The following is a 14114-nucleotide window of genomic DNA, read 5'->3' on the forward strand; positions in this document are numbered from 1 at the left end:
AAAAGGAGATTACATACATGAGAGCAACTTCGCTGCAATCAAAATTAACCATTTTCTACGCCATTACGATTATAGTTCCAATCCTTATTATCTGTTTTATTATGCCGTTTTATTATCAAAATTTAATAGAAAAAGAAACGCAGACATTAACAGAAACTACCTTAACCTCAACTGCCAGAAACATAGAAACGTATTTGGATGATTTAGAAAGACTTACGATTGTCCCTTATTTTAATGATTCGTTAATGAATGCGCTTAAATTAAAAGCTTCACCTAATTACTCAAAAGCTAATCTTTCTACCAAAATGTTCGTTGAAAAAACACTCTCCACATCATTACCCGCTTATTTCCAAAATTTACGAGAGGATATCGTCGGTACGATTTTACTTACAAAAGATAATTCCGTTTATATTGAAAACAAGTCACTCTCTAGCTCTTACCCAAATTTTCCATATAAAAAGCAGGAATGGTTCAGTAAAACCATAAAAGCTGACGGGAAAGCTGCGTTTATTGGTACCCATGAACAGAGCTATATGGTTTCTCCATCTGCAGACAAAGTTTTTTCAGTAGCCCGCTTGATTAAGGATCCGGAAACGCTTAATCCACTTGCGGTAATCATGGCCGATGCTGATACGGTGATATTAAAAGAAATCCTTAATGATCTCAATTTTAATGTTAAATCATATGCGGCGATACTGAATGAGGATAATGAATTGTTTTATTCAAGCTCCCGGTTTACACCCGAGATAATAAAACAAATAAAGAGTGGTAAAACAACGATAAAAGGAAAAAAAGACACATATGTGTTAGTTTCTAAGGGAATAAAACCAGCCAACTGGAAAATTGTTGTATTGCTTTCTAAATCGGAACTAAGCAGTAAAGTGAAATGGATGTATTTCACCGCGATCCTTTTTGCCGTGGGAGGATTAATTCTTACCTTCTTTGTATTTTTTGTCCTATCCCGTTGGATTGTAAATCCATTTCGTATGATGATGAATGTGATGAAAAAGGTTCAGCAGGGAGATTTACAGGTACGAGTTGAAACGAGTGGCAATGATGAAATCACACAACTCGGACACTCATTTAACAGAATGATTGACCAGATTAATGAATTAATAAATCGGGAATATCGAGCCGTATTAAACCAGCGAAATGCTGAGTTTAGGGCATTGCAATCGCAAATCTCCCCTCATTTTTTATTTAATACACTAAATGGGTTAGTTGCCTTAAATAGAATTGGTGATCGAAATACACTTGAAAAATCGATATTATCCTTAAGTAAGATGCTGAGATACAATTTAGTTCAAGAAGATTGGACAACTGTAAGAGCTGCCTTTGAATTTCTACAAAGTTATTGTGGTTTGCAGCAATTACGTTTTCAGGATCGGCTTGAAGTAGAATATTATTTCGATGAAAAAGTGGCTGACTATATGATACCCAAATTAATTATCCAGCCTCTAGTAGAAAATGCTATTATTCATGGGATTGAACCCGCATCCAAAGCCTGTAGATTAGCCATTAGTGCGAAACTCATTCTTGAAAGTGATAGTAACATTTTAGAGATAAAGATTGCGGATGACGGCGTTGGTTTTAATACGGAGAGAATAATAGAAAGTGAGAGTATTGGGGTAGCAAATGTCCGCGAACGCTTGAAAATGCTATACCAAAATTCACAATTCATTATTGAAAGTACGATTGGTCATGGTACAACTGTAATCATTAAAGTTCCTGAGGAGGAAGTGAAAAAATGAAAATCTTATTGGCAGATGACGAAAAGCTCATTCGAACCAGCTTAAGAAGTATGCTAGAAGAAATTGATTTCACTTTTCATACGATTGAAGAGGCAGCAAATGGAACTGAAATAGTTGGAAAATTAAACACCTTTCAACCCGACATTGCCTTCGTTGATATCCAAATGCCCGGTTTAACAGGGCTTGAAGCAATCAAGATTGGCAAAACACTTTCTCCCACAACACAGTGGATTATATTAACAGGTTTCTCTGAGTTCAAATACGCCAAAGAGGCGATTGAATTGGGTGCAGTTGGTTATTTACTAAAACCGGCCAGCACTGATGAACTACTGGAAACACTTAACAAAACTGTCATTCATTTTCGAGAGATACTAAGGAATTTAAATAGTGAATTTGAAAATGAAATGAATTCTTTTTTTCATGGCTTGAAAACGTTTAGCGAAATTACTCCTATGTTTAAACAATCCTCCTATCACAATTCTGTTTTTTTCATAGATAGTAAACTTGATGAAAAGGAAAAGACGAACCGTTTGACATTATTCTGTAATGACCTCCAAAAGATTATTGATCAATACCAGACACGCGCTACTCGAACAGCTATGTTTGCTTTATCTAATAGAGAATTGGCTTTTATTTCAACATGGGGTTTAGATGAAAATGATGAAGGTGAACAGCCGGTAAATTCATTGATGCAAAAGGTAGAAGCCATACTTCCAAAGTACTGTGATAATCACTTTTCGATTTCATTGATTACTAATTGCCCTTCTAAATTAGGCGAGTTTAAAAATAATATCCTAGAAATAAGAGAGGTCTCTTCTCTTCGGATCGTGTCTGGTGTTAAAAGAAAATTAGACTTATCGCAATTGCAACAGTTAAAAAGGCAAAAACAAGTCTATCAACTTTGCGCCATGCTCTCAAAACTTTCTGAAAATTATAATGTAAAGAACTCGTTAAATTATATGAAAGTGCTCGATGACTTAGAAAAAAGACTCACTTCTCTAAATGCATATAAAGAAACTATTAGAGAGTTTTTGAGTTGTGTCCTCCCCTGCGAGCTGGATCCAAATAGCCCATTCGATGAATGGATAGCTAACTTAAAAACATGTGGTGAAAATTTACTTAAGGATCATAATAAAGAAGAGGATCGCAGCCAGTTTCTTGTTGATCAGGTCCTTGTTTATGTGGATGAGCATTATATGGATGACATCGGAATTGGCCAAATTGCTCAAGAACTTCAAGTTACACCCAATTATTTAAGTACTTTATTTCATAAAAAAATAGGGACAACCTTCATAAAATATTTATCAAAGATTAGAATTCTCAAAGCAAAAGAATTACTAGCAGATCCTCGCAATCAAGTTCAAAAAGTGGCCGAAGCTGTCGGTTATTATAGCACCAGACATTTTACAAAGCTATTTACGGAAATCATCGGATGTTATCCATCCGAATATCAAAAGAAATTCAGAAATGAGAAAACTAAAATTTAATCAAATTCGGCAATAGGAAAGGGACTGACAATTGTGTCAGTCCCTTTTACCATTGTAATTATAGAAGGCCAAAATATCTAACTGTTTGTGTGATTATGAGTGGAACAAGAATCGCGATAACCGTCGGAATCAAGAAAGCAAGAAAGGTCCATTTCTTACTCTTCGTTTCTTTATAAATATTAAGCAAGGTCGTACCGCAAGGATAATGTAGCAGTGAAAACAACATCATATTCAATGCTGTAAGCCACGTCCAGCCATGATCTAGGAAGATTTGCTTTAAATCTACTAAATTATCGACTTCTGTCAATGACCCGGTTGATAAATAACCCATCAAAAGGATTGGAAGAACAATTTCGTTTGCAGGTAATCCTAGAATAAATGCCAACATGATGTAACCGTCAAGACCTAGCATTTTACCAAATGGGTCCAAGAATTCAACCATATACATCAAAATACTTGTATCACCAATATAAATATTTGCGATTACCCAAGTTAAAATCGCTGCAGGTGCAGCAACTTTAACGGCGCGAACTAATACAGACCAAGACTTTGTTAAAGATGAGCGAATCACGGTATCAAATATCTTCGGTTTACGGTAAGGCGGTAGTTCTAATGTGTAATGAGTTGGTACTCCTTTTAAGGCCGTTTTCGACAGAACCCAAGAAACAAAAAAGGTAACCACTATACCAAATAAAACAATACCGACAACGACCCCTGTAGTAATAAGTGATGCTGCCCCACCTGTAAAATTGGCAGCCATGAATAACGATGCTAAAACAATTAAAGTTCCCCATCGGCCATTACATGGAACAAAGTTGTTTGTAAGGATGGCCAACATCCGTTCTCTTGGTGATTCAATAATCCTTGTTGAAATAACCGCTGCCGCATTACAGCCAAATCCCATCGCCATTGTTAATGATTGCTTCCCATGGGCACCTACCCTTTTAAAGAGCCGATCCATGTTAAAGGCTACCCTTGGAAGATAACCATAATTCTCTAATAATGCAAATGTTGGAAAAAAGATCGCCATCGGCGGGAGCATAACACTAATCACCCATGTCGTTCCTCGGTATAAACCGAGAACTAGGACTCCGTGTAACCAATCAGGTGCATGCAGGAAGGTAAAAAATGATGTAATATACCCCTCTAAGAATCCAAAAAACTCAGCTAACATGGAGGATGGGATATTTGCTCCAGCGATTGTTAAATAAAATAGAACTCCTAACATAGTAATCATGATAGGAAAACCAAAAATCGGTGAAGTAAAAACCGCATCCAGTTTTTCGGTTCGAGTATCCCTTTTTGATTGTGTATAGGTAATTCCTTCATGACATAATTTATGACTGCGATCGTAAAGGTTTTGAACAATGTCATCTCTCAGCTTTGGTGTCGACAGCTCCTGAACTTCAGCATAAAGCTTTTGAATACTCATTCTCTAAACCACCTCCTGCAACCAATCGGTTACTAATTTCATTCAGTAATGATTCATCTCCATCTAGCAATCTCAAAGAAACCCAACGAGAGGATAATTGATCTCCAACAAATTCACGTACTTTAGGTTCAATTTTTTTAATCATAGCTTCGATCTCCGCAGGATAGGACACCTGAACCGGGTTGCATTCAATCACCCCTGTCACAATGCGATCAATGGTATCTAAGAGCATAGGGAATCCCTTTTTGTTCCTGGCAGAAATCTTGATGACGGGAACCCCCAACCGATTGGTCAACAATCGCTCATTAATCTGAATTCCTTGTTCTTCCGCAACATCAATTAAATTGATACAAATGATAACATTTGTTGTCATCTCTAATACCTGCAACGCTAGATTTAAATTACGTTCTAATGAAGTCGCATCTAATACCACAACCGTCACATCTGGTTTTTCAAAAACGATATAATTTCGAGCCACTTCTTCATCCGTTGAATTCGAGAAAAGTGAGTAGGTGCCAGGAAGGTCAATAAGATTAAACGTTTTATCTTTATGCTGAACAGTCCCGTGTGCAAGTGAAACGGTTTTTCCTGCCCAATTACCTGTATGTTGTCTGAGGCCGGTTAAGGCATTGAACAAGGTGCTTTTCCCAGTATTCGGATTTCCAGCTAAGGCAATTCGATATTCATTACTCATAAGATACCAGCTCCCCCTCTATTTTCGAGCTTTCCTCTCTTCGTAGTGCGATCGTTGTTTGACTAACACGGAAAGCAATCGGATCTCCCAATGGACTTTTCCGGATCACCTCTACGAGCGCTCCATTCACAAAACCTAAATCTAATAATCTTCTTCTCATGACACCCTCTAGATTTATATCAGTTATTTTTATTAAATTTCCTTTTTGACCATTCACAAGTTTGATAATTTTAGGGTTATCCATCTCTCTTTCCCCACCTTCAAAGTTTTTACCTTGTGCAACTTTTCTTTAATTATATGTAAAAATTCTAAAAATGTCTCCTATTTAGCAAAAATAATTATTATTTCTGTGTTGGAAACTGTGCCTTTATCTAAAAAAAGGAAAAAAAACCATTTTTATTCAAGAATGTAATCAATATCACTTGAATTTTTAACAAAATATGTTAATCTAGAGTTAATTTTTCGTAATATTCAGTTTTTTTAAAATATGGATTGAGGTGAATAAAATGTTTGATTCTTCAGGAGGATCCTACGAGGTGATTAACTCCAATATTTGTCAAAGCTGCGGGAGTGTAACCTTCCAACCGGATGTATCTTCTACTAGAAAAAAGAAAGGATTGACTTATGTAATTTTGGGTTGGTTATTCTTCGCCATATCGCTTGTCTTCATGCCGCTCTTGTTTGGAGTTGGGGCTGTATTTATGGGCATCATGACTTTTTGTGAACGCAGTCAAGTCCACGGTGCGATCCTTACTTTTTTTGCAGCCACAGGATTAATCCTTGGGACACTGTTTAGCTTTATGGTATCTGGAACATTTTTCATTTAAAACCACATCAACCCTTATGGACAGATTCCATAAGGGTTTTCTCTTGGGAATTTTTGTATTTAAGGTGACCCAACCGTAAACTGCTGCCATTCCGGCGGCAGGAGTTGTTGGTATTGATGTTTTAAGAACCGATCATCAATCAACACGATTGTTCCAAGGTCTTCTTCTGAACGAATTAACCTTCCCCCAGCTTGTAGTACCTTGTTCATACCAGGATATACATAGGCATAGTCATAACCATTTTTGTTTTGTTGATTAAAATGATCTTTAATGAGATTCCGTTCAAAACATAGTTGCGGCAAGCCTACACCAATAACCACTACCCCATTTAAGCGATCGCCAATCAAATCAACCCCCTCCGAAAATATCCCTCCAAGGACCGCGAATCCCAGTAATGTTTCCGTTTGATTCGGTTTAAAGGCTTCCAAAAAGGCTTCTCTTTCCGGTTCAGTCATCCCAGCTTCTTGAATGATTGTTTTCGTTTCTTCATCCTGTTGCTTGAATTGCTCATAAACAGCTAATAAATACTGATAGGATGGAAAAAAGATAAAATAATTCCCAGGCCGCTTTTTTATCAATGATTGAATTCCTGCTGCGATCGTTTCCTTCGTCCGCTCTCGATCACGGTAGCGTGTGGACAATGGATGAATATAGACATCGACCTGATCACTTGAAAATGGCGAAGGGATGGATAGCACATAATCATCCTCCTGCCCGCCGAGCAGATCTTGATAAAAGTTTAATGGCGAAAGTGTTGCTGAAAAGAAGATCTTCGCTCGATATCCCTTTCCCATTTGATGAAGCAGCTTAGAAGGATCAATGCAAAAAAGCTTTACTATGAGATCATTTTTCACTTTTTCTACGTAAATGACATAATGTTCATCAAGAAACTCATTGATTTTCAAAAAATTATTGACGATAAAGTACGTTTCCAAAAGAGTTGGTGAAGATTCTAAAGGAAGCACTTGTTCGGTAATTTCTACAAATTGAATAAGGGTATCAAGCAATTCTTCATCCAATTGTTCAAGCGAGAACTCATGCTTATCTGGATTTCCTTTTTTCAGTGAAAGAAACCAGGCATTAAGCTTACTTGCTGCTTCAAATAGGGATTTATTTACACCTTTATATTCCTTTTTCAATTGTAGAAATACCTCTTTGTTTAGACTTGATGAAAACATCTCCCGTCCGCGGTCGACAAGATTGTGGGCCTCGTCAACCAATAGGGCAGTAGACTTCTTTTGCTCTTCCAACAACCGCTTTAAGGAGACACGCGGGTCAAATACATAATTGTAATCGCAGATGATGCCATCGACCACATAAGCAAGGTCAAGCGAAAATTCAAACGGGCAAACTGTGTGTTTTTTGGCGTAAATTTCGATTATTTCTCGAGTCATGCCCGTTTCATTAGATAAGATATCAAGTATCGCATCATTGATTCGGTCATAATAACCATTTGCGAATTCACAATAATCCTTTTGACAATTGGTCTCATCCTTAAAACAAACTTTATCTTTAGCTGTTATCGTAACCGTGCTCATACAAAGACCGCAAGATCGCATGTTCTTAAAAGCCTCTTCGGCCGCTGTACGGGTAATCGTTTTAGCCGTAAGATAGAAAACTTTGTCCAAATGCCCTTCTCCAATGGCTTTTACAGATGGAAAAAGTGTCGAGATTGTTTTTCCTATGCCCGTTGGCGCTTTCGCAAACAGATTTTTCTTATCGAAGATCGACTTATAGACCCCCCCAGCTAATTTCCGTTGCCCCTCACGGTATGATTCAAACGGGAAGGTAAGCTCTTTACAGCTCTCATTTCGCTTTTTTCGGTGATTGGCAAGAAGGTTTGCGTAAGGGGAATAGTCCTTCATTACATATTCCAGAAAGGCTTCAAGTTCTGATATGTGGTATCTTTTTTGGAAGAATATCTTCTCTAGCGTATCAACCTGGACATAGGTAAGTTGAACAGTGATCTTCTGTAAATCATTGTCCTTCGCATACATAAAAGCATACAGTTTCCCTTGTGCCCAGTGCACGGGATAGCCGCCCTGTTGGATCTGCTCCGAAGCTAGCGAAAAGGATTTGATTTCATCGATGACCACCTCTTCATCACGAAACAACAGCCCATCACACCTGCCATCTATAATAAAGGAAAGGTCTCCTGCCTTGACTTCTGCACGGAGGTATACTTCTTTCTTATCAAATTCTCCATACGTTTTCTGAATCATTTGATGAATCCTTGTTCCATCTAGCATCGTTGATGGTGACCGGAAACGAGAATCGATACTACCGCATCTATAAACATGTTCCACAAGCGTTCTTACTGATATTTGAATAGCATCTGCCATTAATTCACCAACTTACTTTAAATGAGAATGTATGTTCGCTTTTATTATACCAGTTTTTCTTCCTCTTTGAATAGTTTCCACCCATCAATAAAAAAAGGTAAGGACGAACCGACATCCTTACCTGTTTTCTATGAGAATCATTATGAGCGAATTTGTCCAGTACCACGGACAATCGCTTTCGTAGTTGTTAACGCACGGAGGCCCATTGGTCCACGGGCATGAAGCTTTTGCGTACTAATACCAATTTCTGCCCCATAGCCAAATTGCTCGCCATCGGTAAATCGGGTGGATGCATTATGATATAATACTGCTGCATCAACTGCCTGAAAGAACAAACGAACATTGTCAACATTTTCACTGATGATGGCCTCGGAATGTTTCGTTCCATATAGATCAATATGATCAATCGCTTCCTTCACATCATTCACCAGTCGTATGGCCAGAACTGGTGCTAAAAATTCATTTTTCCAATCCTCTTCCGCGGCCTGCTTTACAAAGGGATAGGCAGCTGTTAGAACTTCATCCCCACGCAGTTCCACTCCCCGGTCATGAAGTGAATGTAATAATTTTTCAGCATATGGCCATTTTTCGTGAATTAGCACGGTTTCCGCTGCATTACATACTGATGGCCGATGTAATTTTGCATTGATCGCGATGTCGATAGCCATATTTTCTTTAGCGGTTTCATCAATGAATACATGACAATTGCCTACGCCTGTCTCCAAAACCGGAACCGTCGCATTTTGAACGACCGATTGAATTAACCCTGCTCCACCGCGAGGAATAAGAACATCGAGATATTCATTCAATTTAAACATTTCAGCGGCTGTTTCACGGCTCGTGTCCTCCAAGAGCTGAACAGCATCAGCAGGAATGGCCGTTTCAGCAAGTGCCCTCTGCATGACATGAACAAGCGCTTTATTGGAATGGATTGCCGAAGTGCTTCCTCTTAAAAGAACAGCGTTTCCAGCTTTTAAGCACAGACTACCTGCATCAACGGTAACATTAGGGCGCGCTTCATACACCATTCCAATGACCCCAAGCGGAACTCGAATCGTTTCGATTTGTAACCCATTCGGACGCTCCCATGATTCAATCGTTTCGCCAATGGGATCCTTCAAATCTACCAACTGTCGTACTCCATCGACAATCTGTTCAATTCTGTCTTCCGTTAAAAGAAGCCGATCCAAAAGTGATTCTGAGAATCCATTTTCTTTTCCTGCTTTAATATCCTTGGCGTTTTCGGCGATTAACCACTCTTTCTCTGTCAATAAATGATCCGCCATCTTTAATAACGCTGCATTTTTGTCTTCAGTTGACAGCATTCCCAATTGTTTAGAAGCATTTTTTAATTTGCTGGCTTTTACTAATAATTCACTCATTCAATTTCACTCCTTTGGCATGGTAACCCAATTATCACGATGGATCACTTCTGCTTTTTTGTTAATCGAATAATCTTTGGATTGTTCACTTGGCAAGCCTTTTACTTTTTGTAGATTCTTAGAAGAATAGTAGCTTTGTCCTTTCCCGACGATTCTCCCTTTTTGATTGCGGACCACGACCACATCTAAGGCATTAAAGTCTCCTATTACATTCGTCACTCCCACAGGAAGTAGACTTTTCCCTTGAAACAACACTGCATTCACTGCCCCATCATCAATCTCGATTACCCCGCCGACCTGTGAGTGGTAGGCGATCCATTGCTTTCTCATTTGCATTTGCGTTTGGAAAGGGCCGCCAATGTACGTCCCATCGCCTTTACCAGCTAAAATATCAACCAGTTTTTCCTTTCCCTTACCTGTGCCAACAAAGACACTGACACCAAGGGAAAGAGCTTTTTTTGAAGCTAGTAATTTTGACTTCATTCCGCCCGTTCCTACTGCAGAGCCGGCTTCTCCGGCAACTCCAAGGAGGTTTTCAGATATTTCAGGAATAAAATGATATTTCTTAGCTTCCTTAGACGTTTTTGGATTGCCATCATATAAACCATTCACATCAGTTAAGATCATCAGTGCATTGGCATGTAAAAAGCCACTTACGAGAGCAGACAACATATCGTTGTCACCGAAAGTTAATTCTTCAATCGCCACCGAATCATTTTCATTAATAATCGGGATCACACCTTTTTGGAGTAACTCCTGAATCGTATTAAAGAGGTTATGAAACCGGACCTGGCTATAAAAGTCTTCACGTGTTAATAGGATTTGGGCCGGTACGATACTAAACTCGTTAAACAACTGAATATACTGTTGCATCAAAAGTCCTTGACCAACAGCAGCCGCTGCCTGTTTCCCTGAAACAGTTTTGGGACGTGCGGGATAACCAAGTGAGCCAAATCCCGCGGCAACAGCTCCAGATGAAATAAGTAGAACATCATGCCCTTGTTCTTTTAAAAAAGCAAGTGCCTCAACATGGTCACGTATTTTTTCTTCAGAAATTGTCCCTGAGGCATTCGTAAGTGAACTGCTCCCAATTTTTACAACCACCAACTGTTTTTTCATTTCCCTCTAACCCTTCTTTTAAAATAGGCTGTGTTAAACTTGTCTGTTGATTTCCGTTTCAGGCACGAGCGGTTCGCGGGCGAGCCGGGGAGCCTCCTCGTCGCTTTGCTCCTGCGGGGTCTCCCCTGCCCCGTTCTCCCGCAGGAGTCTTCGTGCCTGGAACGAAGGTTAACAGAGTGCCAAAATAAACGTTAACTATTAACACAGCCTTAAAATAAAAAAAACGACTCTTCTGTCCTTATAAAAAGGACGGAAAGTCGTTTCCGCGGTACCACCTTTATTGATGCCATGCACCCACTTTGGACCCGTAACGAGGGTGACGGCTTATGTTTGCATAAGCAGTGTATGTGAGGGCAGGTTCAAACTTTTTTCCGTGAGAAACCTTTCAGCCGGTGGGTTTCACTCTCTAACACGTTCCAAAGATTTACTAATCCCAAACTGTTTTTCGATTTATAATTTCTTTGATTATCCTCAGAAAATGATAAAAAGTCAATAGAATAGTTTAAATTTTTAAAATAAAAAGCTAACCGAATGTTATCCGGATAGCTCAAATGTCAATCTTATTTATTGATTTGTTTATACCAGGTGGCTGCAGCTTCGACTTCACTATAGCTTAATTGGTGTCCATTATGCTCCCAGTGAAGATTAACTTTGGCATTTGCATTTTCCAGCATCTTTTCTAAGTCGCCTGATTCCAGAGGCGAACAAATTGGATCATTAGTTCCTGCGCCAATAAAGACGTTTACCCCAGATAAATCTGGCAATTCAATCCCTCTTAATGGAACCATTGGATGATGGAGAATGGCTCCTTTTAAGGCATCCTGGTAATGGAACAGCAAACTCGCAGCGATATTCGCACCATTGGAATATCCAATTGCGATAACATTTTTTCGATCAAATTCATAAGTTTGTGAGGCTTCGTCTAGGAATTCAAACAATTCTTTTGTACGAAATATAAGATCCTCTTCATCAAAAATCCCTTCAGCTAATCTTCGAAAAAAACGCGGCATCCCATTTTCAAGGACATTTCCACGCACACTTAAAAAAGAAGCATCCTCATCAATTTTACCTGCAAGTGGAATTAAATCTAACTCCGTTCCGCCCGTCCCATGCAGCAATAAAAATGTTGGTTTGGTTGCGTCTTTCCCTTTTTGAAAAATATGCTTCATCATATTTGTCTCCTTTCTTCAAACAAAAAAGTCCCTTATAGTATTGTTAGAAACTTGGTCATTTCCTAATCAAAAAAGTTTATTTAATCTCTTCAATTCAATTATCTCGAATATGAGATAATAGTAATACTATATGAGTTTCTCGTCAACCTTTTTGATTCATAGTATAAAAAACAAAAGCACCCACTGGATGCTTTTCTTTCTATAACACCTATGTTAGGACGGTTTTCAACAAAATCCCAAAGGTAATTCCAAGAAACATAGAAGTTAGTGTTCCCAATAAAAAATATTCTGCCCAGTCCCTGTCATCCATTTGTTTAAACCGGGCAATCGATTTGGCCGCGACAATAAATCCAATCGCTGGATAGGCACTATAAAATGTTAACAATAATACTAGTAATCTCTCAATATAGCCAATTAGTTTCCCTCGTGAAAGATCATGCTTACTGAAAATTGTATAATGGTATTCCTCTGTTAATCCTTTTTTACCCCTACGGATAAATTCAGCTTCATTCCGTTCATTTTTAAACGAATATTTCCCCTCGAAGGTCAATAGTTGATTGGGCAGGGAACCGAGGAGGATCTTGATCATATGTCCGCTTACCGTTGTTGCGAGGATAACAATAATGATAAAAAACAGAACAGAATCAATAAAGCTTAATCCTTCTTTCTGTTGAACGAACCCTTCAATATCAAACTGAAAGCAGCATATACATGTTAAAAGAATCACACCTAGATGCAGGACCTGATCTAAAACAAAGTAGCCGAGCCGTTTCATGTTTTCTTCGTTCGCCATTTTCAATTTTTCAAGCAGGATAATCTTTAACCAATCCACAATAAGGTGTGCTGCCACAATACCAATCAAAGGGATGATCAGGTATATAAAGATGTTCTCAAAATTATAGTTGAGAATCCAGAATCCAATTAAAACAAAACCAGACGTCAAAAGATGGTGGCTTACATGTTGCCATAAATTCTTTCTTTTTTCTATGACCATGTCATCTGTTTGTAAATAAAAATCAGCAATGAAGTGGGCAAGAACTAGACTGAAAAATAACATGGTTTCTCCTCTCTCTATAGGCTGAAACTTAAGTATCAATAAGTGTTTTTAAGATTGTCTGCAAATGAGTCCGGATGCTTGTTGTAAGGTTTTCATTTGAAATTGCTGGATGAATAGCACTTTCCGGATACGCTTTTTCTTGTAATGAATGTAGTATACTAATTACTTTTGAAAATGTATCTAGGATTTCTTCACTATTTCCCTTCTTAAAATGGCTCGAAATCGTCGGGGCTGTTCTGCCAAGAATCTTTGCAATCCCTTTTTGCTGTTTTAAAATAAGGAAGAGGGTACAGACGATTTCCTGAATCTCCGTTTGATTCTGAATGAATTTCAACTGCAAATGTATTAATGCATTAATCAGTGTCTCAAATTCATTTCTGAACTGGTGATACGGTAAAGAATCATTTGATTCATTTGGATAGAATTGATCCAATTCGAACTTAAAGAGCATTCTGTTTTTTTCTTGTTTAATTAAATCATTTGCATACCTTGCTTGTTTGACCAATGGATGGATCCATTTTTCCAGATCCACTTCCTTCACTTCTTTGTCAATATCCCCAAAGGCCAAGCCGAAATAAGGCATATGCTTCTTGTATTTCCACACCCTGCTTACAAAAAAGGCAAGCGTATACGCTGTTGAATATCCAGGGCCTACAAAAATAATTTCATCTCCCGCACGATGCTTTATTTGGATCGGTCCAAGTTCCTCTGTCCAACAAGTAATCCAATCCACCACTTCATCCAGGTAAACAGTAAGTTTCTCCCCCATTTCTGGGGTGGAAGAATTACTTACATCAAGAATAAAAATCGATATCGGAACATTCATTCATTATCCCCTTCAAACAAAATAG

Annotated in this window: 12 protein-coding genes; 3 read left to right on the top strand and 9 right to left on the bottom strand. The window is 38.5% G+C overall.

Annotated features, from left to right (window positions below; genetic code table 11):
- The first annotated feature begins 17 nt into the window (after positions 1-17).
- Together QNH17_RS16890 and QNH17_RS16895 are read left to right on the top strand one after the other, a co-directional pair.
- Positions 18-1751 (top strand): cache domain-containing sensor histidine kinase, encoded by a 1734-nt coding sequence (locus QNH17_RS16890; protein WP_283873689.1) that lies wholly within the window; start codon positions 18-20, stop codon positions 1749-1751.
- The gene (locus QNH17_RS16895) at positions 1748-3238 is read left to right on the top strand and encodes a response regulator transcription factor (RefSeq protein WP_283873690.1); all 1491 of its coding nucleotides are present in this window, start codon (positions 1748-1750) and stop codon (positions 3236-3238) included. Before QNH17_RS16890 ends, QNH17_RS16895 begins: the two co-directional genes overlap by 4 nt.
- 58 nt (positions 3239-3296) lie before the next feature.
- Here QNH17_RS16895 and QNH17_RS16900 read toward each other — a convergent pair whose 3' ends face one another.
- From QNH17_RS16900 to QNH17_RS16910, 3 genes are read right to left on the bottom strand one after another with little or no spacing between them, the layout of a single operon-like run.
- The gene (locus QNH17_RS16900; RefSeq protein ID WP_283873691.1) at positions 3297-4670 is read right to left on the bottom strand and encodes a nucleoside recognition domain-containing protein; all 1374 of its coding nucleotides are present in this window, start codon (positions 4668-4670) and stop codon (positions 3297-3299) included.
- Complete coding sequence (locus QNH17_RS16905; RefSeq protein ID WP_283873692.1) at positions 4645-5364, bottom strand: FeoB small GTPase domain-containing protein; 720 nt, start codon at positions 5362-5364, stop codon at positions 4645-4647. The genes QNH17_RS16900 and QNH17_RS16905 overlap by 26 nt, the downstream gene beginning before the upstream one ends.
- The gene (locus QNH17_RS16910) at positions 5357-5608 is read right to left on the bottom strand and encodes a FeoA family protein (protein ID WP_283873693.1); all 252 of its coding nucleotides are present in this window, start codon (positions 5606-5608) and stop codon (positions 5357-5359) included. Before QNH17_RS16910 ends, QNH17_RS16905 begins: the two co-directional genes overlap by 8 nt.
- Positions 5609-5900: 292 nt before the next feature.
- On the opposite strand from QNH17_RS16910, the gene QNH17_RS16915 reads away from it, so the two are divergent.
- A complete protein-coding gene (locus tag QNH17_RS16915) occupies positions 5901-6191 on the top strand; it encodes a hypothetical protein (protein ID WP_283873695.1) in 291 nt (96 codons plus the stop codon).
- 59 nt (positions 6192-6250) lie between these two features.
- On the opposite strand, the gene QNH17_RS16920 is transcribed toward QNH17_RS16915, so the two are convergent.
- The 6 genes from QNH17_RS16920 to QNH17_RS16945 form a co-directional block, all read right to left on the bottom strand.
- Positions 6251-8533, bottom strand: coding sequence for an ATP-dependent DNA helicase (locus tag QNH17_RS16920; protein ID WP_283873697.1), 2283 nt, complete (start codon positions 8531-8533; stop codon positions 6251-6253).
- A 140-nt stretch (positions 8534-8673) separates the two neighbouring features.
- A complete protein-coding gene (locus QNH17_RS16925; RefSeq protein ID WP_283873699.1) occupies positions 8674-9915 on the bottom strand; it encodes a glutamate-5-semialdehyde dehydrogenase in 1242 nt (413 codons plus the stop codon).
- Positions 9916-9921: 6 nt separating this feature from the next.
- Positions 9922-11034 (bottom strand): glutamate 5-kinase, encoded by a 1113-nt coding sequence (gene proB, locus QNH17_RS16930; protein WP_283873700.1) that lies wholly within the window; start codon positions 11032-11034, stop codon positions 9922-9924.
- A gap of 560 nt (positions 11035-11594) precedes the next feature.
- A complete protein-coding gene (locus QNH17_RS16935) occupies positions 11595-12206 on the bottom strand; it encodes an alpha/beta hydrolase (RefSeq protein WP_283873701.1) in 612 nt (203 codons plus the stop codon).
- Positions 12207-12414: 208 nt separating this feature from the next.
- A complete protein-coding gene (locus QNH17_RS16940) occupies positions 12415-13263 on the bottom strand; it encodes a DUF3307 domain-containing protein (RefSeq protein WP_283873702.1) in 849 nt (282 codons plus the stop codon).
- 28 nt (positions 13264-13291) lie between these two features.
- On the bottom strand, positions 13292-14089 hold the full coding sequence (locus tag QNH17_RS16945; protein WP_283873704.1) for a hypothetical protein: 798 nt from the start codon (positions 14087-14089) through the stop codon (positions 13292-13294).
- Positions 14090-14114: the final 25 nt, after the last annotated feature.

Source organism: Neobacillus sp. SuZ13 (genome assembly GCF_030123365.1).
In the GTDB taxonomy this organism is placed as follows: domain Bacteria; phylum Bacillota; class Bacilli; order Bacillales; family Cytobacillaceae; genus Neobacillus.